Origin of the sequence: Fibrella musci, assembly GCF_041321105.1 — a bacterium.
In the GTDB taxonomy this organism is placed as follows: domain Bacteria; phylum Bacteroidota; class Bacteroidia; order Cytophagales; family Spirosomataceae; genus Fibrella; species Fibrella musci.
In genome coordinates this window covers 670,213-695,613 of record NZ_JBGGWD010000005.1, presented here as the reverse complement: position 1 = coordinate 695,613, position 25,401 = coordinate 670,213, and the positions used below count along the sequence as shown (strand labels likewise).

Sequence of the window (25,401 nt, the reverse complement as noted above, 5' to 3'; positions counted from 1 at the left end):
CCCGCTTCGGTATTACAAAATATAGATCCCGTCTGCCTTGATGTCGATTTTGCGGTCTTTGTACAACGTACCTACGGCTCGTTTGAACGCTTTTTTGCTCATTTCTAGTGTCCGGTAGATGAGTTGCGGATCAGAGGCATCAGTAAGAGGCAGGAAACCATCGTTAGCCCGAAGTTTGGCAAGAATGGCCTCGGCGCTGGGTTCCAGGCTGGCCAACCCGATAGGTTGAACGCTCAGGTCGACGCGGCGGTCGTCGCGGATGCGCTTCACGTAGGCGCGGAGCCGGTCGCCGTTTCGGAGCGGTTTGAAGAGTTCGTTGGCATAGAACAAGCCCCGGAATTGGCCGTTCACGATGGCATTCAGACCGAGGTCGGTGCGTTCATACACCAGCGCCTCCACCTCGTCGCCTTCGTTGACGGTATCCGGAGCTTCGTCGTCGATGAGCGTGTTGATGCGTGTGGAGCCAATGAGCCGCCCCGACTGCTTGTCGTATCCGCAATACACTACGTACCAGCGCCCGATGGTCAGCGGCTCCTGTTGCTCCTGAAGCGGCACAAGCAGGTCTTTTTCCAGTCCCCAGTCCATAAACGCACCGAAGGATGTGTTGGCTACGCACTGCAACGCCCCAAACTGATCGCGCTCAACGGCGGGCCGGCGGGTGGTGGCGATGGGCCGGTCTTCCGAATCGGTATAGACAAACACCTCGATTTCGTCGTCTTCACGCAGGTCGGCAGGTACGTATTTGTTGGGCAACAGAATGTCGTTGCCTTCATCGTCGCCCAGAAACATGCCCACGCTGGTCATGCGCAGGGCCACAAGCCGGTTCTTCCGTCCAATTGTAATCATGGCGCAAAGGTACTGCGTGGGCTGATAATCAACAGTCAGTCCCTACTCACCGAATCCTGAGAATACGAAGCCATTTTTCGGGCCGGTAGACTACCCGGCGAACTACGGTTCCGCGATAGGGAGCCTCAATTAAATATCCGTTACCAACATAAATGCCGATGTGGCGCCAGGCGCCTCCGTGTTGACGAGCTAATAGATCGCCCGGTAGCGGAGCGCCAGCCACGGTATAAAAGCGGGGACTGTTCACGATTCCCTCCGTAGCGCCGCTGCCCGAGCCCCGTGGGTACGTTACGCCTGCATCAGCCAGCGCCAAATTGACCAGTCCCGAGCAGTCGAGCGTACCCTGGTTGGTTTTTGGGTTGAAAGTAGGCGGGCCGTACCGAACGCCTACATACCGATACGCCGCGGCGGCCACCCGGGTGGCAAGCGACGTCGGCGGAGCGGGCGGTATTGGCGTGGCCCGTGGAAGTACATAACGCAGCAACGGATACACCACGGTGGTCGCCAGCCGGGCTGCTTCGGCCTGATTACCCCGCTGTTGGGCCAGCCAGACGGCAAGCGGAGGCTTAATTGATCGGAAATAACTATTGGGTTCAACCTCAGTGTGCTGCTCATCGAGGATGTAGCCCAGCAATGCCTGAATCTCGGCTGGGGTAGCCGTCTGCCCAAGCAACTGGTGTAATGCCAGTTGATGCTGCTGATAAAACTGGCGACTAACTGACGGGCGTTGAGCACTAAGAAAAAACCAAAGCAGAATAAACGCGATACGATACATAACTGCTTAACAACAGACTAGAAAGTACGAGTTGCCGGTTACGCCCGTTGAGTCGTGATAGACTGCGCCATGGCCAGGCCCGACAGGAACGCGCCCTCGACATTGCCCTTGCCGAAGCCGTCGCCACCGAACAGCAACGTACCTGAGCCGGGTAAGATCGCTGCCAGTATCGGCTCCTGGTGTCGCTCGGTGGCATTGCTGTAGCGCCAGCGGTGAATCTGGCTATCCACGATGCTGTCGGCAGGTACGTAGTCGGTTACGGCGGCGAGCAGTTCAGGAATAAGCGCGCTCAGATCGGTATCGTCGAGGTGTTGCTGGCTGTAGGTGTGGCTAGCATGAATCGTTACAGTCGGCTGGTCCGATACGCCTTTCTGCTGGTTATCGGCCAGCCATGAAACCGGGCCATCCGACAATTTCAGGCCGCCGGGGCTGGGCAGTTGGCTGGGTCGGTTCAGACGGAGCAGCACGGCAAGGCAGGGTTCGTAGTGAATACCAGCCAGTGCCTGTTGATCGGCTTCGGTCAGCGTAATCCCCGACTCGCCTAGTAGCGACATCGCCTGCGGGGCGGGCAGGGTCAGCAGGAGGGCATCGGTCGTGAGCGACAGGCCGCTTTCACAACGTACCTGCCAGCCGGTTTCGGTTTGGGCCAGGTACGTTGCCCGCTCGCCCGTGCGGATGTCAAGCCCCTGCGCGAGGAATTTCGCCAGTTGGCTCATGCCCCCGGTTACGGCATAGCGAGCATGTTGAAACGAAGCCGGGTTCGACTGTTCGATGTGCCACTCCCGCACCAGTCCCTGCGCCTGCCAATCGTGTACCAGCGCCTGCAATTCGGGCGAACGAGCCGAAAAATACTGAGCCCCATGATCGGCCCGGCCTGCTTCGGGATCGTGACCCATGCGGCGGGTAGCCAGTCGTCCGCCTACGCCGCGGCCCTTATCGAGAACAGTAACGCTATGCCCGTTTCGTTGTAATTCGCGGGCGGCGGTGAGGCCCGCAAGGCCCGCGCCAATAATAACAATAGTCAAAGTAGGTTCAACGTTTAAGGTTCAACGTTTAACGTTGGCTGTCGCCCGATTGCCAGTGCGCGGCTCAACGTTAAACGTTGAACCTTAAACGTTAAACTTAGTTTCATTCCCACTCCCAGGCGTCGTCGTTGATGAGCTCGGCCACGACACCCGTCCAGCCGGTTTGATGGCTTGCTCCGATACCCTGCCCCGTATCGCCGTGGAAGTACTCGAAAAACAACAGCAGATCGGCGTTTTCGGGGCGCTGATAGAACGGACTAAACGGACCGTGAACGGGGCGGTGCCCGTTGGCATCGCGTTCAAACAGGCAGACAAACCGCTGAGCGAGCTGATCGGAGACCTGCTCCAGATTGAGCCAGTTGCCCGAGCCCGTGGGGTATTCCACGCTGATGGTGTCGCCGTAGAACTGATAATATTTTTTCAGTGCCTTGATAAACAGGTAGTTGATAGGCATCCAGACGGGGCCCCGCCAGTTTGAATTACCACCAAACAGGTTGCTGTCGGAATCGCCGGGTACGTATTGAATCGAGTGCCGCTGCCCGTACAGATCAATGTGGTACGGGTGCTGCTCGTGGTATTTAGACAGCGCCCGGATACCACCCGGCGATAGAAACTCCGACTCATCGAGCACGACCTGCAATAACTTTTCGAGCCGCTCTTTCGACACGAGCGACAACAGGATGTCGCCATCGGGCGTAACGCGCTGATCGGGCATGGGCAGGTCGAGGCCCGTCCGGTATTTCTGAAAAAACTGCACCCGCTTCAGAAAATCAGACAGGGGTTGGCTCTTGTGTCGTTTGATGATCGAGACCGCAAAGAGCACCGTCAGGCCCACTACCGAACGTACCTGAAGGGTTTGCGGCGGGCCGTAGGTCGAGTAGAAACGGTCGTAATAAAAATGATCGTCTTCGTTCCAGAGCGACTCGTTGAGCGATTCGGCAATCAGCACAAAATGCTCGTAGAATTTCGTGGCAACGTCTTCAAACGTAGGGTCGTGACGGCTGATTTCCAGCGCCATATCCATCATGTTCAGTGCGAACATGGCCATCCAGGCGGTGGCGTCGGCCTGTTCGAGCCGCGAGCCGGGCGGTAGGTTGCTACGGTCGATGACACCGATGTTGTCGAGCCCCAGAAAGCCGCCGCTGAATACATTGTCTTCTTCAACGTCCTGCCGGGTGGTCCACCAGGTGAAGTTGATGAGCAGTTTCTGGAAAGCGCGTTTCAGAAACTGAATGTCCTCGTTTTTATAAATCGCCTTTTCGAGCCGATACACCGACAGCGCCGCCCAGGCATGAACGGGCGGATTGACGTCGGAAAACTTCCACTCATAAGCTGGAATCTGCCCCGCCGGGCTCATGTACCACTCGCGCATGAGCAGGATCAGCTGGTTTTTGGCAAACACCGGGTCGACCATCGTCAGCGGAACGGTGTGGAAAGCCAGATCCCAGGCCGCATACCAGGGGTATTCCCACTTGTCGGGCATGCTCATGACATCCTCGTTGTTGAGGTGTTTCCAGGCGTGGTTGCGGCCCCACCAGCGCTCGGGCGGTGGAGGCGGCTGACCGGGGTCGCCGCGTAGCCAGTGCGGAATGTCGTAGTGGTAATATTGCTTGCTCCAGAGCATACCGGCCAGCGCCTGCCGCTGAATCAGTTTCTGGTCGGGTGTGGCGTTGACGGGCGCCAGCGGGGCATAAAACAGATCGGCTTCGCGCTGCCGATCGGCAAACACCTGCTCAAACGCCGCATCGAAGGGTTGCGTCTGAATACTCTTGCTCAGCCGGAGCGATACCGTACGGGTTTGGCCCGGCTCGATGCTCAGGCTATACACCGGGGCGAATTTGGTGCCGGTCTCGTTTTCGCGCAACAGGTCGCAGAGGTAATCGTTGTGCTCGGCAATGGCTTCGTGGAAGGCGTCTTTGACAAACGGCGTCGCATTGGGTTGCCCGTAGAGCCGCTTGGTGTTTGTCTCGTTGTCGGTCATCAGCGACAACTCCGTCGGCTGATAATAGAAGTAATAATGGCCTGTTCGGAAATGCGTGATGTGTACGTTGCCCGCCGTGGGGCCTTCGGGCCGGCGGCTGATGGTTGGCTTCTGAAAGTCGGGTTCGAACGCCCATCGGTTGCGGCACCAGATGGTTGGCAACAGCGTCAGCGGGGCGTTGTCGGGGCCGTGATTCGTGGCCGAAATCCGGATGCAGATGTCGTCGGAGTCGACTTTGGCGTATTCGACCAGTACGTCGAAATAGCGACCATCTTCAAAAACGCCGGTGTGCAAAATCTCAAATTCCGGGTCGCTTTTGGTGCGTTGGCCGTTTTCGTGGATCAGCCATTCGTAGGGAAACCGGGCCTGCGGGTATTTGTACAGGCCCTTCATGTAGGAGTGCGTCGGCGTGTTGTCGAGGTAGTAATACAACTCCTTTACATCTTCGCCGTGGTTGCCCTGGTAGTTGTTGAGGCCAAACAGCCGCTCCTTCAAAATCGGGTCCTGCTCGTTCCAGAGCGCCAGCCCGAAACAAACGTTCATGCGGCGGTCGGCAATGCCCATCAGCCCATCTTCACCCCAGCGATATACCCGGCTACGGGCCTGATCGTGCGGAAACGCGTTCCAGGCGTCGCCGTTGGCGCTGTAATCTTCGCGCACCGTGCCCCACTGCCGATCGGCGAGGTAAGGGCCCCAGTTTTCGAGCGGGACCGTTTTCTTGGCGTTTTCGTGGAGGCGATCTAATTCAGGATTGATTGGCGTTCGTGGAGTCGAGGTCGGTTGTGGTTTCTTCGCCATGATTCAGGTACGTTGACTCTTCGTAAACCGGTCAGCCGGTGGGGTTGTTGCTGCCAGAAGCGGTTCTAACCAACGATTAATGTAGGCGGTTGGCCTCCACGGCGGGAAAGCCAACCGCCAATTTGACCCGCAACTGATTGTTGGGTTGTAAACTGAGGCGATCAGCCGCCTGTGGCGAATCCTTCAAAGACCGTCATGCCGCCGTCGATGAAAATGCTGGCACCGGTGATGTAATCAGAAGCATCAGAAGCCAGAAAAACTGCCAGGTTGCCAATGTCTTCCGGCTGCCCGATGCGGTTGTACGGAATTAGTGTCATGAGCGAATTCAGGGCCTGCTGGGTGTTCCAGGCGGCCGTGTTGATGGGCGTCTGAATGGCACCGGGGCAAATACTGTTGACCCGAATCTGCCGGTCGCCGTATTCCTGCGCCAGCGACTGCATCAACATTTTGATGGCGCCTTTTGAGGCGGCGTAATTCACGTGCCCTGCCCAGGGAATCAACTCGTGCACCGAACTCATGCAGATGATTTTTCCGGTGGCTTTCGACACTTCGGGGCGGGGACCCCGCCGCAGAAACTCGCGTATGGCCTCGCGGGCGCACAGAAACTGCCCCGTCAGGTTTACGTCGATCACTGTCTGCCACTGTTGCAGCGTCATTTCGTCGAATTTGGCGTCGCGCTGTAACCCCGCGTTATTGACCAGAATATCGACGGTACCAAAGTGCGCCACGGCCTGCTGGAACATGGCCTGCACCTGATCCTCTTTGGAGACATCGGCCTGAATGGCCAGGGCGTCGACGCCGTAGCTTTTGATGGTGGCTACGACGGCTTCGGCGTCTTCGGGTTTCGATACATAGTTCACAATAACGTTGGCGCCCGCCTGCCCTAGTGAGTTGGCTACGCCCGCGCCAATGCCCGAATTAGCGCCCGTTACAAGCGCCGTCTGACCGGCCAATTGCTTCTCTGCCATATAACTGATGATGGTTTACCTTGTCATTACTCGCTAAACCGCACTTTGGTTACCGGGCTGACACAATTTAACAGACCGTTAACCTTTTAAGATTGGGGTAGTTGTACTTGAAAAGACAACGTTATGATCGAACGCAAGGAAAGTGGGCAGTCGCCCGACGAACAGGACCCCAAACCAGGTACGTTCCTGAAAGGTGAAAACGAAGATACCGACGTTGATGCGTCGGAAGTCGACGACCAGTCGGATGGGATGCCGGAACGGGATTTTCTGGGTAAGAGCAATTTAAGAAATCGCGACAAAGACTCGGAAGAGAACGCGTAGACCCGATAACCGGTCCGTTGGCATTATGCCTGAGCAACCCGCCATCAACGTTTTGTGGTTCAAACGTGACCTGCGCCTGCGCGATCACGCCCCCCTACAGGCGGCGGTGGCCGCGGGACGTCCGCTGCTGTTGCTCTATTGCTTCGAGCCGTCGGTTATGGCCGACCCGAACTACGACCTGCGCCACTGGCGGTTCGTGACGGAATGCCTGGCCGACCTGAACCGGCAACTGCCCCGCATTGCTTCGGAGCCAACCCGGCCTGCTGCCGAACCGTTGCAGCACGAGTGGCTTCCTTTTCAGTTCGACGATGAGCCACTTGATTCATCAACGGATGGGAGCAGGGGAGAACCCCGTGTCTGGCTGTTCCATCGCAACGTAGTTGATGTGTTGACTGCCTTGCAGCAATACGTACGCATCGACACGCTTTTTTCGCACGAAGAAACCGGCCTTCTGGTAACCTATGAAATTGATAAAGACGTGGCCCGTTTCTGCCGCGATCAGGATATCACCTGGCGCGAGTTTCAGAGCAACGGGGTCATTCGCCGCCTGAAAAACCGTGATACCTGGACTGCCGACTGGCAGCGCACGATGCGGGCCGAACAAGAGCATCCCGACCTGACCCGATGGCACCCTGCCGACTTGCCCACCGATTGGTACGAGACAAACCGGGGCCCCGATCTGCCGACCGACTGGCAGCAGCCCGACCCGCTTTTTCAGCCCGGCGGCGAGCAGAATGCCCACCGCTACATGGATAGTTTCCTCACGGATCGTATCACGCTCTACGCCCGGTCGATCTCCAAACCGCTCGAAAGCCGCCGGGGCTGTAGTCGACTATCGCCCTACATCGCCTGGGGTTGCCTCAGCATCCGGCAGGTGTTTCAGGCGCAGTTGGCGGCGGCAAAACACCCGGTTGGTCCAGGATTGGGGCGTCAGTTTAGTGCGTTTGCGTCGCGGTTGCGCTGGCATTGCCACTTCATCCAGAAATTCGAGAGTGAAGACCGCATCGAGTTTGAGAATGTCAACCGGGCGTTCGACACGCTCCAGAAAAACGAAAATCCGGCGCACTATGCCGCCTGGCGCGATGGCCACACCGGCTACCCGCTGGTCGACGCCTGCATGCGCTGCCTGACGGCTACGGGCTACATCAATTTCCGGATGCGGGCCATGCTCATGTCGTTCCTGAGCCACCATCTGCTGCAACACTGGAAGGAGGGTGCGTTGCACATGGCCCGGATCTATACCGACTTCGAGCCGGGTATTCATTACGCGCAGATTCAGATGCAGTCGGGCATGACGGGAACAAACACCGTGCGGATTTACAACCCGGTGAAACAATCCCAAGAGCACGACCCGGAAGGCGTTTTTATTAAACAGTGGGTGCCTGAGTTGGCAAATTGCCCTACAGCCTACATCCATGAGCCGTGGACGATGCCGCCCCTCGAGCAGGATATGGCTCATTTTCATGTTGGCGTCGATTACCCGGCTCCCATTGTCGACATCGTGCAAACGGGCCGGGAAGCCCGTGTGAAGCTGCACCAACCCCGCCGCAGCGACGTAGGTAAAGCCGAAAAAGAACGTATTCTGGCCAGGCATACAATCCCTCAAGCAGACGTACCCAGCCCTACGGTCCGGAAAAAAACGAAGCAGGGCCCGCCCCCGGAGATCCCTGCTCCAAACGCAAGCAAACTTATAGCAGGAGGGGCATAGCCAGGCTCGTTGGGTTGTGATCCATGCAGCAACCTCTTGATCATATTACGGCAGGTTACCCAAACCATGGTCTGCTTCCGAAACGTGGTTATCTTGTAGCGACAAGTCTGGTTGCTATGTATACCCGCAAGCGTGTTGCTCTCCGTCATATCTGGCCTTTTGCCTGGCGGTCTGCCCTATTCTTTGTGCTCTACAGCGGAGTGATCGTCTCGCTCTACGTCTTTTTCCGTTGGCCTTTCCTGACGGTCCCTTTCATACCCATTGCTACCATCGGTACGGCGGTGGCTTTCTATGTGGGGTTCAAAAACAACTCCGCCTACGACCGGCTTTGGGAAGGCCGGCGCGTGTGGGGCAGCCTGACCAACGCCAGCCGATCGTGGGCGATTATGGTGCTCGACTACGTCACAAATTTGCAAACGACAGACCCGCTGCCCGAAACGGCACTACGCGAACAGCAGCGGCTGCTCATCTACCGGCATCTGGCGTTTCTGAATGCCTTACGGATGCAACTGCGGAGCAAAGTGGTCTGGCAGGAACACCACGGATCGGAACTGCGGATCGTCGAGCAGATCGAAGCCTTTAATCTGGGCCGCATGGACGAAGAGCTATGCCGGTTTCTGCCCAAAGGCGAGTCGGCAACGTACCTGAACAAAGCCAACGTCGCTACGCAGCTCATCCGGCAGCAATCGGCTCAATTGCGTGAATTACGGGCTCAGGGCCTGCTCTCCGATATTTATCACAACGAGCTGGAGCGAATGCTGGTTGAGTTATATAATCAACAGGGGGCTGCTGAACGCATCAAATCCTTCCCGTTTCCGCGTCAGTATGCGTTTTTCAGCTACGTTTTCGTCTGGTTGTTTATCCTGCTGCTGCCCTTCGGTCTGATCACCGAAATGGCTAAAGTTGGTGGATGGCACGTCTGGCTGACGATTCCGTTTTATACGATCATCGCCTGGGTATTCAACACGATGGAAGTAGTGGGCGATACCTCCGAAAATCCGTTTGAAAACTCGATCAACGACGTACCCATCTCGGCCATCTGTCGCAATATTGAAATCGACCTGCGCGAAATGCTGGGCGAAACCGACTTACCTCCCAAACTACAGGCTGTCGACAATATTCTGATGTAAGTTGCCGCCTCCCGCTGCTATGGTTTCTTCTTCACCACCAACTCCCGGTAGCCGAACGTCGGGTCGGGTTCACGAACGTACCTGACACCGGGTAGCATGCCCAGCACGATCTCGGCGGTGGTGTAAATGGTATTGCCCGCCATCAGATGCCCGCCGATAGTGCGTCCCGTCGAATCCGACACGGCCAGATGCAGGTGGCTGCCGTTGGTCGACAACGTACCCACGAGCGCCACAATCTCGAAATGCCCGTGATAGGCCGTGGCCCCTTCCTGATTCGCCAGCCGCAGCGAAACGTCGGTCAGGCTACCCACGCAGGTCAGCACCAGCCCCGCCTCGATCCGGTGCTGTGTCACCAGCTTATCGAGTTCCGTTTTTAAATCCTGACCAGGTCGTAACCTGACGGAAAGCGTGGTCATGGGAGAGGGCATGGGCGTGGCAGTCATACGCGTCGATTGTGCCTGCAAATCAGGCGAATTTATTGTGTTCAGCAGGCAAAAAAAGGTAAACAATAAAAAACGTGACATAGCGGTTAATGGGTTGTGTGATTGACTTGTTTTATGCGAAAGTACACCCTACCCGCCATCCTGGCAGCGCTGCTTCTGACTGGTAGCAGTGCCTACACGCCCTCTCGCCCTGCCACAGGTACGTATGCGGTAGGGCTCGCACCGACGGAGTACGAGGTTATCGATACCTATGCCCGGCGTACCCCCGAAGCCAACGCGCGCAGCCTGAAAGCGCTGAGCGCCTACCTGACGGCCCCGGCCCGTACTGATTTTGCCAAAGTGCGGTCTGTCTATGCTTGGATTATGTCGCACGTGAAGTACGACGACCGGGTGTTTACCGGTTCGCTCTATTCGTCGGAGCCGCAGTATGCCGCCAAGATACTGCAAACGCGAAAAGCCGTCTGTACAGGATTTGCCCTGTTGTTTAAGCATCTGTTGGTCGAAGCGGGGGTCAATGCCGTGACGGTGAAAGGCTACTCGCGCTACCTGGATTCGCAGGCCGGTTCGCCTACGGGGGGGATCGACCATGAGTGGAACGCCGTGGAGATCGATGGCGACTGGTATTTGTTCGACATCACCTGGGCGAGCACAACCGCTCAGCATGGCAAACCCAACGATTTCTATTTCCTGACCGACCCGCAGGCCTTCGTATCGCAGCACCTGCCCATCGAGTCGCGTTGGCAGCTCCTGTCCCGGCCCGTCAGCAAAGCCGACTTCGACAGATTCCCCAAATATTACGACGCTTATTTCCAACTAGGCTTCACGCCGTATTTCCCGAAGCAGGGGGCGTTGCGGTCCTATGATGGATTGACACTGAACCTGACCAACGAGGAGAACGTCGAATTCTATTGCGCTGTCGGGCCGCGCGGCGGAACGAGTTACACCAAAGTGCCTCATACCACGAACCACGATGGCGACAGTTACCAACTCCGGGTTAGAATCCCGCAACGAGGTACCCAAACGCTCTACGTGTTTGCCAAACAACGGGCCGCCCGCAACGAGCGCTACAAACAGTATTCGGCCATCGCCTCTTTTACTGTCATGTAATGCCCGGCTCCAGCGGGTAGAAGTAAATGAGTTGATCAACAGTTAGTACCCAACAAACTACCCGGCTGGAGCCGGGCATTACAGATTACTACAAACAACAAAAAGGCCCGGATCATCAGATCCGGGCCTTTTTGTTGACTACGATTACCGATTACTTGTCGCTATCGATGCTTTCCGTACCGAAGCTTACGTCCCGGCGACCGCTGCGGCCACCCCGGCGCGGTTGCTTCGGAGCAGGCGGTGTCGTCAGTTTCTGATACTGCTGCGCGTTGAGCGGCTTCAGATCAGTGATCGAGTACGTGTTGTCGCTGATGATCGTGTTGAACTGACCAACTACGCGCTCAGGCTGACCGTTGCACGGCAGTTGCGTTACGCTGAACACAGCGCGGAAGTACTGCACTTGCGGACGTACCCGGCGACCTTTGTAGCGGATAGCGCGGCCACTTTCGATCGTTGATTTCTCCTGTTGCAGCTGACGAGCCAGTTCACCCGGCAGTTCGCGGAAGTCGAGGATCAGCGCGGTGCTGTCGAACTCGAACGGTTGCGAAGCCAGACGACGGTTCAGCGTGCGGTAGCGCAGACGGGTTACCGTGTCACCTACCGACGTTACCTGACCGTTACAGTAGCAGACGTTAGCCACCTCACGAGTATACGGGTTGCGGTAGTAAACTTCCAGACGCTCCAGACGGTGACGGAACTCGCAAGGACCACCCACGGCTGCCAGCGGTGCAATGCGGCTACCCAGGAAGGCAAAGCTTGTTGTGGCCACTTCGCTCATACACTCGCCGCACGGGGCTGTCTCGTGGTTGTGTACCGTTACGTAGTAGAAACCACGAACCGGCTTACCATTTTGCAGATACTGCGACGGGAACGCGAGGGTTGTGTCTTTCGTGTCAACCGCTTGAGCGATAACCTGATCACCCGTTGCTGAAGCCGCCGGATCGTCAGGACGGAAGTACAGACGGGCCGTGAAGGTTTCGTTTTTCGGGTTGATCGTCGTGCTGCGCCAGCTGATGGTCGGAGCCGTTACGTTGTCAGGAATGCTGTCGGCAACCAGTGTCAGACCGTTAAGCGGTGCATTGCGGAACCGAACGGTGAGTTGCGGAATAGAGTCGCAAGTCGGGCAGAAGGTCGGTGCTTTCGGGATCAGACGCTTCTGGATGAAGCTCTTCCGCAGGCCCAGACCCGCCGTGAAACCGCCGTGCATCCGGCTGAATTCGTAGAAGCTGTTCGTTACGTTCTGCGAGCCACCATCTACAATCACGTAGTTGAGCCGCGTATAGTAACCTTGTGCCTGAACACCCAGATTCCAGTTATTGCCAATGGGGAAGAAAACACCCAGTGAGGCGTTGCTACCCAGTTGAATCAGGCGGTTGCTTGGCGCAACAACCCGAACAACCTGCTCACCCGTGATCGCTACACCCGTCGGGACGGTAGCGCTCAGGAAGGCCGACTCGGTGCGGTACAGACCACCACGAATAGCTGCTTCCAGGAAAGCACCGGTGCGAACGGGGTTTTTCCGACGGCCAAACTCCCATGAAATGATGGGACCGATCGTCAGGAAAAAGTCTTCCTGCGGCTTGTTACGCAGGGCTACCCGATCCGTCGGGATGCCGCGTGACGTTGCCAGATTCAGGAAGTCGGTGCGCCATTCGTTGCGCGTGTAGAAATTCTGGTAGCCAAGCGCAGCGCTCAGACCAAATTTGAACAACCGTTCTGGTTTTGAAAAGAAGTAATCGGCGTTAAACGTAACGTTGACCCCGGTTCCATTATAAAGCGAGTTATCGCGTTTGTTGGGACCGAAAGTAGCGTCGAACGAGCCGCAGTAGGCGAAGGCAGGGCCCACAAAGGCACCTACACGCCAAGGCGAGAGACGGCGAACCAGTGCAAAGGTCTGCAAAGTCGTGTCGCAATCTTCTAGTTCCGTCAGGGTGCTATACTGGCTTTTGAAGGCGGCGCGCTGAACAGTGTCTGCGTAGCTTCCCCGGCCGAGGTTGAAGATGCGTTCACGTGGGGCATAACGATCAGTAGGCTGATTTCGGCGCAGGGTGTCGCCTTGTTGTGCATAGGTGAACGTCGTACCCGCATGTAGGAACGCAATGCCCGCCATGAGTCGGATAAGTCTGTGCATACGTACAGTTATTTTTGTTTCGTTGGCAAAATACAACTTCACTAACTTAAATCAAGAAATTGTTCACTGAAGAATTTAGGCAACGGTCCGGCAACTAAACCGATTTTGGTCAATCAAAGTCGTCGTAAGAATCTGGTACTGCGTTGGATAGGTATTCTCGGGGTGGTAGCTAAAAAAAGTTTACCCGTAATTCGAACAAATACCGCTTTTGAGCCGGTACAGCCACTTTTTAGTACCGTCAGTTGCAAGCCCCGATGACACCGATTTACGCTATTGATTAACTCAAAATCCTGTTGAATGGCTTTTCATTTCACCTGTTTTTTTCAAAATGACGATTGGGTTTGAAAAAGCTTCGTTTAGTGAATTCTTAATTTCAGGCCAAGGTACTCTAAAAAAGTTGTGTTTTTATTCTATATATATAATAGGGTATTTATTGTAAGAAAAGTCCATCATCTACAGAAAGGTGGGGGTACGGAGAATGGACAAGGTTACGCCGATGCCCTACCTTTGCGGCATGAAACCATCCGTAGTTAAGGGGACGCGCGATTTCGGGCCGGCACAGATGCAGAAACGGCTCTTTATCTTCGACACCATCCGGCAAACATTCCGCCGGTTTGGCTTCCAGCCCCTCGAAACCCCCAGCATGGAAACCCTCCAGACGCTCACCGGCAAGTATGGTGACGAGGGCGACCAGCTTCTCTTCAAGATTCTTAACTCTGGCGATTTTGCCGACAAGCTCACCGAGGCCGACCTGGCGCAGGGCAGCAAGAAACTGACCCCGAAGATTGCCGAGAAAGGCCTGCGCTACGACCTCACCGTGCCTTTCGCCCGGTACGTGGTGATGAACCGCCACGCCCTGCCCATGCCGTTCAAACGGTATCAGATGCAGCCCGTATGGCGCGCCGACCGCCCGCAGAAGGGGCGTTACCGCGAATTCTATCAGTGCGATGCCGACGTGGTAGGTACCGACTCGCTGCTCTGTGAAGCCGAGATCGTGCTGATGGTGCACGAAGTATTCCGGAACCTGGGCATTCAGGATTTTACGCTGAAGATCAACAATCGGAAAATACTGGCGGGTATTGCCGAAGCCATTGGCCGGCCCGGCGAGGAAGGGACATTAGCCGTCGCCATCGATAAATTGGATAAAATCGGTCGGGAAAAGGTGATCGATGAGCTGCGTGAACGGGGGTTCGACGATACCAATATCAGCGCACTTGAACCGCTGTTTACCAGTTCAGGTACGTTAGACACGGTGTTGACTGGCCTACGTACCTGGCTCGCTGAGTCAGAACTGGCGCAGTTGGGGCTGGCCGAACTGACCGAAACCCTGCAACTCGCCGATGCGCTCGGCCTGACCGATTCGCGGGTTGAACTGGACGTGACCCTGGCCCGTGGTCTATCCTATTATACAGGGGCCATTTTCGAGGTGAAAGCCAACGGCGTTTCGATTGGGAGCGTGAGTGGCGGCGGGCGTTACGATAACCTGACCGGTACGTTCGGGATGCCGGGCCTATCGGGTGTGGGTATCTCGTTTGGCGTCGACCGGATTTATGATGTCATGGATGAGCTGAATCTCTTCCCGGCGTCGGCGGCACAGGGGACGCAGGTATTGCTCGCCTGCTTCGACGCCGACGGGCGCGCATTGGCCTTACCGCTGCTGAGTCAGCTCCGGGCCGCCAACGTAGTCGCCGAACTCTATCCTGACCTGGCTAAGGTGAAAAAGCAGCTTGACTACGCCAACCAGAAGCAGATTCCGTATGTGGTGCTGATCGGTTCCGACGAAGTGCAAACGGGACAATTGTCGGTGAAGAACATGAACACGGGCGAACAGCAGAAGCTCTCGGCTCAGCAGGTTGTCGAGGCGATGGTGTCGATAAACGGATAAGGAAACGTACCTGAACTCTACAGGTTGATGGCTTCGGTCAGCACTTGCAGGTACGTATCAACGTACTGCTCGACGGCTTTCGACTTATACTGCAAAATATAACGCGGGTGATCGACCGACACGATCCGCTCAAAGAAGGCTTCCTGCTCATTTAGTTTGTGCAGGAAGCTTTCGTTTTTACGGCCCAGGCAGATGGCAATGTGCCGGTCGCAGCCAAAAGTCTGTTGCTGATGCAGTCCCTCGATCATTACTGGCCAAAGAGCCTGCGTGGTGGCCCGGTCGTCATAAAAGTTGTAGTTTTTCCCGTCTTTGATCAGCGCCAACGGGTAAAGCGACGACAGAAAGAACCGGCCGTAAAACGCCTCGACCCCGCCGAAGGCTTCGATGACCTTGTAAATGAACCGGCTCGATAGCTCGGGAGTGGGCGCGAGGTCGTTAGGTATACCGCAGTAGCGGGCCAGGTTCTGCGGGGTCGTAAACGAAAGGCCCGTCACCCCCGCTCCAAACCGACCCGGATTGATGCCTAGGATATAGACGCGGGGGCGGTTATCGCTGTAAAATTTGGTATAAAACTGCCGCACGATGTCCTGCACAGTTGGATCGGCGTAGGGATTCATCGCCGATACGCCAGCGGGCAGGTTGTCAGGTACGTTCAAACCGAGGTAATACGCAATGGCACGTTGCGCGAAGCTGTCTGTTATGCTCACCGCTCTATCCGATAATTAATAAGGGTCAGATCCTGACCCAGCCCACCTGTACCATCGTATTGGCTGATGATGGCCGCCCCCAGCGATTCCGGAATTTTACGGCTGACGATATTGCGCGAATCGACGGGGTAGATCAGGTATTCGTAGGCCAGGTGCTCATCGGCCCAGCGTTTCAGCGTATGAATGGCTTCGCGCCCGTAGCCGTGCATCTGCGCCGACTGTTTCACCCAGATGCCAAATTCGGGGCGCGGGCTGGCCAGTTTGTGCAAGCCTACGCATCCCAGAAATTCGCCCGTTTCACGCAGGGTCATCACCATGTTCAGGTTGCTGCCTTCGCGGTTTTCCTGTTGGGCAGCTGTTACAAACGCTTCCGTATCGGCCCGATGACTCGCCGGGCGTGGATACATGTAGGTAGCAATCGCTGGCGTAAATTCCCGGTAAATCAGGTCGATGTACGCGTCGCCGATCGGGCATAGCCGCAGCCGCTCGGAGTCAAGTACAAGGGTAGATAGGTCGGGGAGCATAACAGGAGCTATTAGGATAAATGGCTAACGGAGGCTTTCATGGCTTCCGTCTGTCGTTTCTTCTGCAAAACGGTAGGGGGGGCCACCCGTTCGCGGCAGTCAAAAATACCACAGCGTTCGCAGGCTTCATTGACCGTGCGCTCAATGATGCTGGGCGGCGTTTTTTGCAGGAATTTCATCTTGCTCCGTAGCGTATCGTTGACGGCGAAACACATCGAGACGCTCATGTTCTGCGCCGCGCTGCCATCGGTGCGGTCGGTCCGGTGAGGATGTGCCACCGAGATAATCAGAAACGTATTGCCCGTATCGGCGTAGGTCGATAGCTGCGCCTGGCAAAGCGAACCGGTAAACCCCTTGTGCAACTGCATGAAACCCAGCTCCTGCAAGATCGTGAGGGCTACCCAACGGCGGCAAAAATGCTCGTCGACCATACCGCGGGGGCCCTGCTGCCGCGAGAGGTGCATCTCCTTCGTAAGGGCGAAGGTAGTTTGTCCGGGCGTATGGTTGAAGCGGTAGAAGAACAGTTGGTCAATGCCGAAATCGCGGGGCAGTACGTTGCTGAGCCGGTAGAAGAACCGTTCGGGCGTAGCGCCAAACGACTCGATCAGTTGCAGAAAGCGCTCGTTGCTCCAGGTGTCGTGGGCAAATAACTCGGTCAGTCGCTCCACCAGCACGTCGCGTCGGATAAGCACCGCCCCGGCGAAATACGACGCCTTGTAATTGTTGAATACCTGCTCGAATGAATCGACTTCCACATACGAATAGGTATAAGGTCGGTTCTTGATGTTCAGGTATTGAAAGCCCACTTCCCGCGCCATCACGTATTGCTGCTGCGCCGCCGACAGCGTGGTGTTCAGGTGCAACGTACCCCGCCCCGCCGTACCCGACTCCGGCCGGAAGACCGACCGTAGCGAACCCAACTCGGGTTGAACCGCCGGATCGAACAGGGCGATGTTGACGTTGAAACGCGTCTTCAGCAAGTTGGTCAGCAAGCTCACCGACACCACCTGATTGCCGGGTACGTATTCATCCAGAAACCGCAGGGCCTCGGTTTCGATATCGTCGAAATGGTTGTCGTTGATTTCCTGATAAGACCGCAGCATGGTCATATAGAGCCGCTCTACGCTCATGTTGTAGCTCAGCGCGATGTCCATAAACGTACGGATCATGGCGCTCACCTTATCGGGTGCCCCCGCCAGCAATTCGAGCAGGTCCGACGGGTCGATGCCGAACAGTTCAAGGGGTATTTCGGTCAGGAATTTGGAGCGAAGCAGATCGGCAATCGGCGCCAGTTTCTTGCTGACTTTCAACGAAACCAGCGTATCATAGTCGACGTCGAGTGCGCCGGCCAGACTCGAAATCTTGTCGGCCTTCGGGTATTTGCGACCTTTCTCGATTTCGGAAATATAGGAGATCGCCAGCCCCGACCGTTGAGCCAGTTCACTCACAGAAATGCCTTTTTCAAGGCGCAGTTGACGAAGTTTCAGCCCGAAAAGCAGGCGAATATGATCGGAAGATAGCGACACGTGCGGGTGATTAAACGGCTATAAAGATACAGTCATTCGGGGTCTCTTCACGCTACGCAACGGCTGACTTTCACGATAGTACCCGCGCTCTAATCCGCTGCTAATGGGCCAGCGCCGCCAGAATGGCATCCAGCTTCTCGACAATCTCCGTATCGATGTCGGCAGGCTGCAATTGACTGATAAGCTGATAATAATCGCGCTTGTAAAAATCTTGCGGTAGCCCCAGTCGGTTGTAGAAATCAGGGAAGATCAGATCCAGCCAGTCATCGGATAGTTTGGCCGTTAGCCAGAAGGAAGCTGACAAATCACGCAATGCCGCCGGGGCCGTATGTTCAGCAATAGCAGCCTGCATAGCGTCTGTAAGCTGCTCTACACTGAAAGTAGGGTGTTTGACTTGCAGGGACTGCGCAAAGCGAAGCAGAGCATCGGGCCGTGCAAAATAATTTTCCAGTTCGCGCCGCTGCCAGAAATGAATGGGTATTGGTAGTGATTGCTGATCGTACTGTTTCTCTTTTTCTAATTTGTCAAAAAGCGCAAAGCCGCGCAAGTCCGGGATGAATTCGTTTAAGGCTACATAATTAGCGGTGGCCTGATGCGGTACGTTATTGGCAGTGTAGTGCACATTGGCCTGTTGCAAAAAAGCTTCGGCTGGATGCTGTAATTGATGCGCAAATTGCTTGAGCATTTGCAGATCTGTTGAGCCTTCCAGATACAGAATGTGTTTTTTTAATCGAGCTAAATAATAACGCTCCCAACCAATATCGGTTAGCGCTTTTTTTAAGTAATTGATCTGCTTCCGCTTCTGCGACTCAGACGAATTTAATTCAATCGCCTGACTGTCGATGACGGCGATGATATTCGAGGCATCAGCCGCTTCGTCCAGCACAACTTCTGAGTGAGAAGCAATAATGAGTTGCGAACCCGTTTCGTTGGCAACGGCATTGATGAGTTGAAAGATTTCCCGCTGCCGAATCACTTCCAGATGAGCATCAGGTTCATCGAGCAACAAAGTCGTACCGGGGTTGGCGTACATGTAGGCTAACAGCAGTAACGTTTGCTGAAAACCGCGTCCTGCCGATGTAATGTCATATTGTATATTGTTTTCAGTATAAGTAAGTTGTAGAAGACCATTGGCGCGGCTATAAGTCGGTTCTTGCAGCTCAGCGCCAAACATTTTTTGAATGGCAATACAAAGATTCTGCCAGCTTTTCACTGGATCAGGCAATGCTTGACTAACTGTTTCCGGGTGCAGAATCTGGTAGCATAGATTACGCAATACTTCGGCGGTTCGTCCCTCGCCCAACCGGCGGGCAATGGCACCCGGCGTTAGTAAATCTTCTTCCGTTGCTAACCCCGACATAGGTTGCAAGAAACCGAAATGGGGAAGTTGATGATCGTGATATAATTCAGTAAGTAACTCAATAGATCCCGATAGTTCACACTCAATCGACTCAGTATTATTGAATCTAAATATTGCTTGACAAAGCCAATTTAGATTCTTGTTGTCTCCAAATATATTAATTTTTATAGGTATATCTTGTGAAATAAAGTCGATCTCTTCGTCATACTCAGCATGATTCTTTTCTCGCCACAACAAAGCTGTGTCATTGATAGGATTATTAAGTAAATCTTTTCGATTTAAAGTAGCTGAATAATAATCACCTATATACTCATCGTAATTGTATAGGTGGTGAGAGAAAAGTTTTCCGCTTTTCTCCGCTTCTATATAGCTTATAACTGCTAGCTCCCATAGACACAACGCCTGAAAAATGGTCGATTTTCCGGCGTTGTTAGGGCCAATCAGAACAACGGATTGCGACAAAGAAAACTCTACGTATTCTAACTTCTTAAAATTCTGAATGATAACTTTTGTCAGCATTGTTCAGGGCCAGTTACAAGGCAACTACGCTCAAATATAGTTGGCTGACCTGGAAGTAGCGAGTATGGCTTAGGCCCCTGAACTCCGCTATCGCCGCTTCGGCCAGATCGCCAACGTACCCAGCAGCGGACCGGGCAATAGCAGCCAGAACAACCAGACAGACGGGCCAAGCTCCGCAACCAGCCAGGCCATGAGTTGGATCGACAGCACCGTCAGCAGAAAGCCGATACTGACCACCAGCGTAATGAGGCTGCCTCGTTGATCGGGTGGCGTGAGGCTGGCTACCAGCGTAGAAAACTGAGGCGAATCGCCCGCGGCGGCCAACCCCCAGATGAACAGGAACATGGCAAAGGCAAACGGCGGCAGGTCGAGCAGAAACGGCACCAGCAGCAGGCACAGCCCCGACGTAATGAGCAACCCACGGGCCACCCGTTCACTACCCACCCGAAGCGCCACGTACCCACCCAAAATGCAGCCAACCGCCCCGGCCGCGATCGCCCCAAACGACCAAAGCGATGCATTGATCGGCTGCGTGGGGTGGTGAGCAGCATACAGCGAAACCAGCGTGGGCAGGAAGGCCCAGACCGTGTAGAGCTCCCACATATGCCCGAAATAACCCAGCATAGCCGGGCGAAAGGCCGATGAACGCGCTAAGGTTTGTAAGGAATCGAGCCCAAATGACTGGCTTTTTGTTGCGGTCATTGTTGACGAAACTGGCTTCGACGGGATGAAAAGCAGTAGTAACAACCCGCCCAGCAGTGCCAGCCCGCTTACCGCACCCGTAATGAGCGAATAGGGCAGCGACGTACCCAGCCCACGCAGCAAGTGCGGGAAAGCCGTGCCTACCACGAGTGCTCCCACCAGAAAGCCCATGGCCCGCCCCAACACCGGCCTGAACCAGTCGGCGGCGATCTTCATGCCTACGGGGTATACGCCCGCCAGAAAAAAGCCCGTCAAAAAGCGGCTGACCAGCACGGTTTCGGCCCGGAGCGGCAAGGCCAGCCACCCCACGTTGACCAGCGCCGCCAACGCCACAGACACCATGAAGACGCGGGTGGTGGGAAATCGGTCGGGGATGGCGAAGAGCGCATAGAGCAACGTACCCAGCACAAAGCCAAGCTGCACCGCCGACGTGATCCAACCGTTCAGGGCGGGTACGTTCAGTAACCGTTGCAGATCGGGCAGGACTGCGTTACCGGCAAACCACAGCGACGTACCCGCAAACTGCGCGAAGACAATAATGGCCAGGTGCCCGTTGGAGAGGGTTGTTGGTGCGGGAGCAGGCTGCATGTTGCAGAGGGTTAACGCGCCAACCCCTGACCGGCAACGTACCCAGTGGTCCAGGCGTTCTGGAAGTTGAAACCGCCCGTAATGCCATCGACGTCAAGCACTTCACCCGCAAAAAATAGGTTGGGATGGGCCTGACTTTCCAGTGTCTGCGGGTCGATGCTGCCCAGCGAGATTCCGCCGCAAGTCACAAATTCGTCTTTGAATGTGCTTTTGCCCGCTACCTGAAACTGACTATTGCCGAGTCGTTCGATCAGCCGGTTCTGGGTTTTGCCGGGCAGATCGGCCCAGCGGATGCCTTCGGGCACACCGGCGTCGGCGCAAAAAGCATCCCAGAGGCGAGCCGGCAGACCAAACGGATTCAGCGAGGTCACCTGCTTGCGGGCATTGTCGTGCCGGAAGGCCTGAATGGTATCGCGCACCTGTCCTTCGTTGAGGTCGGGAAGCCAGTTAATGCGGAGCGTAAACTGATAGTCGCGCTCGGCCAGCTCCCGCGCCGCCCAAGCCGACAGCTTCAGCACGGCGGGGCCACTAAAACCCCAGTGCGTAATCAGCAGCGGACCACGCTGTTGCTGTTTGGTGCCCACCACCTGCACAGCGGCCATAGGCACCGATACGCCCGCCAGCTGAAGCAGCGGATTGTTGGGCGTGTTGAACGTAAACAGCGACGGTACGGGCGACATCAGCGGTTCACTTTGCGTGGGCATCCAGCCGTAGGAGGGCGCCTGCGGGTAGCCTCCTGTAGCCACCAGTACCCGGTCGGCACGCTCCGGTTCGCCCTCGCGGCTGGCGAGCAGATGCAGCGCATAGGTGCCGTCGGGCAGTGGCTCGAGGCGGTCGACGCCGCTGCTGGTCTGAATGCGAATATGGAGGAGGCGGGCCGTATCGAGCAGGCAATTGATAATCGTTTCCGACGAATCGGTTGTTGGAAACATACGCCCGTCGGGTTCGGTTTTTAAGCGAACGCCCCGGTTTTCAAACCAGCGCACGGTCGCCGCCGCGTCGAACTGCCCAAAGAGCGACCGCAGCCAGCGGTCGCCGCGGGGGTAGTGGGTCGCCAGCTTTTTAGGGTCGAAGCAGGCGTGGGTTACGTTGCAGCGACCGCCGCCGGAAATCCGTACTTTCTGGAGCACCGTTCGCCCTTTTTCGTAGATGGTAACCTCGGCAGTTGGGTTGGCTTCGGCGGCGGTGATCGCCCCAAAAAAACCAGCCGCCCCACCACCAATAACAGCAATGCGCAACGTAGACATGATACAAAGTTAGTTCAAAGTTCAACGTCTGATGGCCAAAGTTGGCGGGTAGATCCTGGCTTGGACGTTGATCGTTGCACAATGAACTTTGACCATTGAACAGTAAACTTTAAGCTACCTTTACCCGATGTTCGTTCGACCCAAATTTCGCGCGTCAAAGCGCTACGTGCAGCGTGGTTTCCGATTGCGGGGTAACACGCTGATTCTGTTGTTTGGCTTTTTTTTGCTGGGGCTTTTTTTGCATTACAAAGGGCGCACCGAGCCCGTAGTGGCTTTCTGGAATGATGTGCGTAGCCTGCTGGGCATTCGGCACGATCGCACCGATCGGTCGTCGTCCGATAATCCGTACAAAGCGCCCGAACCCAACGAAGACGTCGCTACCGACGACCGGGCGAGCGACCGGGCTGGCGAATCGGAAGCCTCGGACAAAGCCGGTGAACGCACAGGGCGGAGCGCCGACCAGAAAACGTCAAGTACGCTTTTTGCCTTCGAAAAAGAAGTCGATTTTTTGCTGCCCACCGGCAAAGCCAGCGACGAGCTGGTTCGTCACGAAGGCTACACCCTTCGGTATGATGAAGACCTGAAAAACCCGGTTTGGGTGGCTTATCCGCTACTGGCCTACGAGATTACGGGCGATGCCGAGCGCGATAACGAACGGTTTATGCCCGACCCCGCCGTTGATGGGGGCACGGCGCTGCCCAGCGACTATACACGCTCGGGCTACGATCGGGGGCATCAGGCACCGGCTGGCGATTTTAAGTTCTCGCAGCGCCTGATGCGCGAATCGTTTCTGATGAGCAATATTTCGCCGCAGGCTCCGCAGTTTAATCGGGGTATATGGAAATCGCTGGAAGATCAGGTACGTAGCTGGGCCTACCGCGATGGGGGCCTCTATGTGGTGACGGGCCCCGTGCTGAAAGCGGGGTTACCGACCATCGGGAAAACCAACGAGGTGGCCGTGCCCGAATACTTTTACAAGGTGATTCTGTATTGCCACAACCCCGACATCCGCATGATCGGGTTTCTGCTCAAAAACGAACCGTCGGATGAGCCACTATCGTCGTTTGTGGTGCCCGTCGATCAGATCGAACAGGCAACGGGGCTCGATTTCTTCCCCAAAATTCCCGACGATCTCGAACGGCGTCTTGAAAGCCGGAGCGGCCGCGACGTGATTGATAAGTGGTTTTTTCGCTAAAAAAAGGCGTCGCAAGCTGCAGCCTACGACGCCTTTCGAACTACTAATCACCAGTTATTATTTCTTGAATTTGCCGGCTGTTTCGGCAACGCGTTTGCCCTGGAAGCGGGCCGATGCCAACGCCGTCTCGTCGGGTGAAACGGTACCGTTCTGGCTCGTAAACGACGTGCCGTACGGGTTGCCCGCCTGGAACTGGATAGGATCGGCATAACCCGGCCCAACGATGATCGAACCCCAGTGGTAAAACGTGTTGCAAAGCGCCAGAATCGTCGATTCGTGACCGCCGTGTGCGGTAGCTGCACTGGTAAATGCCGATGCGATCTTGTCGACTAACTTACCCTGCCCCCACAGTGGGCCGGTGGTGTCGATAAACTGCTTCAACTGAGCGGCGGGCAGGCCGTAGCGCGTGGGTGCACCCAGCACGATGGCATCGGCCCATTCCAGATCGGCGAGGGTCGCTTCGGGTACGTCCTGCGTTTCGAGGCGGTGCTTGGTCCAGCCTTCGTTCGACGCAATTGCTTCTTCGGGAGCCAGCTCACGCACCTTCAGGAGGCGGGTTTCGGCCCCGGCCTGTTTGGCGCCTTCTTCAACGGCTTTCGCCAGTTCATAAGTCGTGCCGGTAGCACTGTAGTAGATAATCGCAACTTTAGCCATAATGCGTTCTGAATGAAGTAGAAAGTTTGGTTTTGCTAATTAAATGTATCTACATGTAATTTTGTTCGAGCGTTCTGTGAAAAAATCATGAAATCAGAGGGAACGGTCAGGCTGGCGTGGGAGGGTGTCAACTTTTTTTGCGAAAAAGAATGACAAATCGCCTTCACGCTTGATATATCGGCGAGGTAATTGTTGCCAAAACCGTGTACATTGCATCAAACGGATGTTCCTGAAAAAATAGCTATGAAATTAACAGCTACTCTTCTCCTTTTCGGCGTGCTACCCACAACGGCTGCGTTGGCCCAAAGCCAGATCGTTGTGCCAGATAATACCCCCGTGGCTATCAGCGCCGATAATGGCACTAACAACCTGTTCGTCGGGCAAAGCACTACGCTAGCCAACGGCTCAACTGCCAATACTTTTTTGGGCGCTCAGGCCGGGCAGGCCAACACCTCGGGGTCGCGCAATACCTTTCTGGGTCTGAGAGCGGGTTTCCCGAACACGAGCGGATCAAACAACACCTTCGTGGGCTTCGAGTCGGGCAAGAACAACACCGACGGGAGCGATAACGTGTTTATGGGCTATAACGCCGGGCAGGGGCTGCAACGGGGGCGCGGCAACACAGGCATTGGCTCGGGCGTGGGCGCGTTCGACGGCGAGCAAAACACCTACCTCGGTTACAATACGTCGGGCGGTGTAAAAGGCCTGAGTAACGCTACGGCTATCGGGGCCAACGCCCGGGTGCTGACAAGCAACGCGCTGATCCTGGGCAACAACGTAAACGTGGGCATTGGCAACTCGGCCCCGCAAAGCCTGCTCGAACTGACGGCCCGCGCCGACAACCAGAGCGGCCTTCGCTTTACAAACCTGACGGCCAATTCGCCAGCGCAGAAAGATGTAGCGCAGAACTTCCTGACGGTATCCGAAAAAGGCGACGTGGTGTTGGCTAATAAACTGACAACGAACCAATTGGTGGTGCGTACGAAAGCCGCCAGCGAATGGGCCGATTACGTATTTGAACCGGGTTATGCGTTGCAACCCCTGGCCGAGGTGGAGCAGTACATTCGCCAGCATGGGCACCTGCCCGGTCTGCCTGCGGCCGCCGACATGAGCGCGCAGGGTATGGAGCTGACCAAACTGCTAACGACCCTCGTGCAGAAAAACGAAGAACTGACCCTGCACCTGATCAATCAGCAAAAGCAGATTAAGGCGTTGCAACAGCAACTGAAGCGCAAAGCCCGTCGGTAATCGAAACAGATAG

General features: G+C 55.8%; 21 protein-coding genes. 7 read left to right on the top strand and 14 right to left on the bottom strand.

The window, feature by feature from the left end; translation table 11 throughout:
* Positions 1–12: 12 nt before the first annotated feature.
* The 5 genes from ACAW74_RS19365 to ACAW74_RS19345 form a co-directional block, all read right to left on the bottom strand.
* Positions 13–846 carry a CvfB family protein gene (locus ACAW74_RS19365; RefSeq protein ID WP_370699872.1) on the bottom strand — a complete coding sequence of 278 codons (834 nt, stop codon included), beginning with the start codon at positions 844–846 and terminating at the stop codon, positions 13–15.
* A 46-nt stretch (positions 847–892) separates the two neighbouring features.
* On the bottom strand, positions 893–1,621 hold the full coding sequence (locus tag ACAW74_RS19360) for a C40 family peptidase (RefSeq protein WP_370699871.1): 729 nt from the start codon (positions 1,619–1,621) through the stop codon (positions 893–895).
* A gap of 38 nt (positions 1,622–1,659) precedes the next feature.
* Positions 1,660–2,646 (bottom strand): NAD(P)/FAD-dependent oxidoreductase, encoded by a 987-nt coding sequence (locus tag ACAW74_RS19355; RefSeq protein WP_370699870.1) that lies wholly within the window; start codon positions 2,644–2,646, stop codon positions 1,660–1,662.
* Positions 2,647–2,749: 103 nt separating this feature from the next.
* Positions 2,750–5,425: an MGH1-like glycoside hydrolase domain-containing protein gene (locus ACAW74_RS19350; protein WP_370699869.1), complete on the bottom strand. Its 2,676-nt coding sequence runs from the start codon at positions 5,423–5,425 to the stop codon at positions 2,750–2,752.
* Positions 5,426–5,586: 161 nt separating this feature from the next.
* Positions 5,587–6,393, bottom strand: a complete 807-nt coding sequence (locus ACAW74_RS19345) for an SDR family oxidoreductase (RefSeq protein WP_370699868.1) — start codon at positions 6,391–6,393, stop codon at positions 5,587–5,589.
* A gap of 123 nt (positions 6,394–6,516) precedes the next feature.
* Between ACAW74_RS19345 and ACAW74_RS19340 the strand changes: the two genes are divergently transcribed.
* From ACAW74_RS19340 to ACAW74_RS19330, 3 genes are all read left to right on the top strand, one after another.
* Positions 6,517–6,714 carry a hypothetical protein gene (locus ACAW74_RS19340; protein WP_370699867.1) on the top strand — a complete coding sequence of 66 codons (198 nt, stop codon included), beginning with the start codon at positions 6,517–6,519 and terminating at the stop codon, positions 6,712–6,714.
* A 25-nt stretch (positions 6,715–6,739) separates the two neighbouring features.
* Complete coding sequence (locus tag ACAW74_RS19335; RefSeq protein WP_370699866.1) at positions 6,740–8,422, top strand: cryptochrome/deoxyribodipyrimidine photo-lyase family protein; 1,683 nt, start codon at positions 6,740–6,742, stop codon at positions 8,420–8,422.
* 116 nt (positions 8,423–8,538) lie between these two features.
* Positions 8,539–9,552: a bestrophin family protein gene (locus ACAW74_RS19330; RefSeq protein ID WP_370699865.1), complete on the top strand. Its 1,014-nt coding sequence runs from the start codon at positions 8,539–8,541 to the stop codon at positions 9,550–9,552.
* Positions 9,553–9,569: 17 nt separating this feature from the next.
* Here the strand turns inward: ACAW74_RS19330 and ACAW74_RS19325 are convergent, their stop codons facing one another.
* Positions 9,570–10,076 (bottom strand): PPC domain-containing DNA-binding protein, encoded by a 507-nt coding sequence (locus ACAW74_RS19325; RefSeq protein WP_370699864.1) that lies wholly within the window; start codon positions 10,074–10,076, stop codon positions 9,570–9,572.
* Between the two features lie 33 nt (positions 10,077–10,109).
* Between ACAW74_RS19325 and ACAW74_RS19320 the strand changes: the two genes are divergently transcribed.
* Positions 10,110–11,102 (top strand): transglutaminase domain-containing protein, encoded by a 993-nt coding sequence (locus tag ACAW74_RS19320; RefSeq protein ID WP_370699863.1) that lies wholly within the window; start codon positions 10,110–10,112, stop codon positions 11,100–11,102.
* A 151-nt stretch (positions 11,103–11,253) separates the two neighbouring features.
* Here ACAW74_RS19320 and ACAW74_RS19315 read toward each other — a convergent pair whose 3' ends face one another.
* Entirely contained in the window at positions 11,254–13,233 is a 1,980-nt protein-coding gene (locus ACAW74_RS19315; RefSeq protein WP_370699862.1) for a hypothetical protein, read from the bottom strand.
* A gap of 514 nt (positions 13,234–13,747) precedes the next feature.
* Here ACAW74_RS19315 and hisS point away from each other — a divergent pair.
* Positions 13,748–15,118, top strand: a complete 1,371-nt coding sequence (gene hisS, locus ACAW74_RS19310; RefSeq protein WP_370699861.1) for a histidine--tRNA ligase — start codon at positions 13,748–13,750, stop codon at positions 15,116–15,118.
* Between the two features lie 17 nt (positions 15,119–15,135).
* Here the strand turns inward: hisS and ACAW74_RS19305 are convergent, their stop codons facing one another.
* From ACAW74_RS19305 to ACAW74_RS19280, 6 genes are all read right to left on the bottom strand, one after another.
* On the bottom strand, positions 15,136–15,825 hold the full coding sequence (locus ACAW74_RS19305; protein WP_370699860.1) for an SMUG2 DNA glycosylase family protein: 690 nt from the start codon (positions 15,823–15,825) through the stop codon (positions 15,136–15,138).
* Positions 15,822–16,349: a GNAT family N-acetyltransferase gene (locus ACAW74_RS19300; protein WP_370699859.1), complete on the bottom strand. Its 528-nt coding sequence runs from the start codon at positions 16,347–16,349 to the stop codon at positions 15,822–15,824. Before ACAW74_RS19300 ends, ACAW74_RS19305 begins: the two co-directional genes overlap by 4 nt.
* Before the next feature lie 11 nt (positions 16,350–16,360).
* Positions 16,361–17,875 carry a helix-turn-helix domain-containing protein gene (locus ACAW74_RS19295; protein ID WP_370699858.1) on the bottom strand — a complete coding sequence of 505 codons (1,515 nt, stop codon included), beginning with the start codon at positions 17,873–17,875 and terminating at the stop codon, positions 16,361–16,363.
* Between the two features lie 100 nt (positions 17,876–17,975).
* Entirely contained in the window at positions 17,976–19,754 is a 1,779-nt protein-coding gene (locus ACAW74_RS19290; protein WP_370699857.1) for an AAA family ATPase, read from the bottom strand.
* Between the two features lie 87 nt (positions 19,755–19,841).
* Complete coding sequence (locus ACAW74_RS19285) at positions 19,842–21,044, bottom strand: MFS transporter (protein ID WP_370699856.1); 1,203 nt, start codon at positions 21,042–21,044, stop codon at positions 19,842–19,844.
* Positions 21,045–21,055: 11 nt separating this feature from the next.
* The gene (locus ACAW74_RS19280) at positions 21,056–22,291 is read right to left on the bottom strand and encodes a BaiN/RdsA family NAD(P)/FAD-dependent oxidoreductase (protein ID WP_370699855.1); all 1,236 of its coding nucleotides are present in this window, start codon (positions 22,289–22,291) and stop codon (positions 21,056–21,058) included.
* Between the two features lie 127 nt (positions 22,292–22,418).
* On the opposite strand from ACAW74_RS19280, the gene ACAW74_RS19275 reads away from it, so the two are divergent.
* Entirely contained in the window at positions 22,419–23,486 is a 1,068-nt protein-coding gene (locus ACAW74_RS19275) for a DNA/RNA non-specific endonuclease (RefSeq protein ID WP_370699854.1), read from the top strand.
* A gap of 57 nt (positions 23,487–23,543) precedes the next feature.
* Here ACAW74_RS19275 and wrbA read toward each other — a convergent pair whose 3' ends face one another.
* Positions 23,544–24,140: an NAD(P)H:quinone oxidoreductase gene (gene wrbA / locus ACAW74_RS19270; protein ID WP_370699853.1), complete on the bottom strand. Its 597-nt coding sequence runs from the start codon at positions 24,138–24,140 to the stop codon at positions 23,544–23,546.
* Positions 24,141–24,383: 243 nt separating this feature from the next.
* Between wrbA and ACAW74_RS19265 the strand changes: the two genes are divergently transcribed.
* Positions 24,384–25,388: a hypothetical protein gene (locus tag ACAW74_RS19265; protein WP_370699852.1), complete on the top strand. Its 1,005-nt coding sequence runs from the start codon at positions 24,384–24,386 to the stop codon at positions 25,386–25,388.
* The last annotated feature ends 13 nt before the right edge of the window (positions 25,389–25,401 follow it).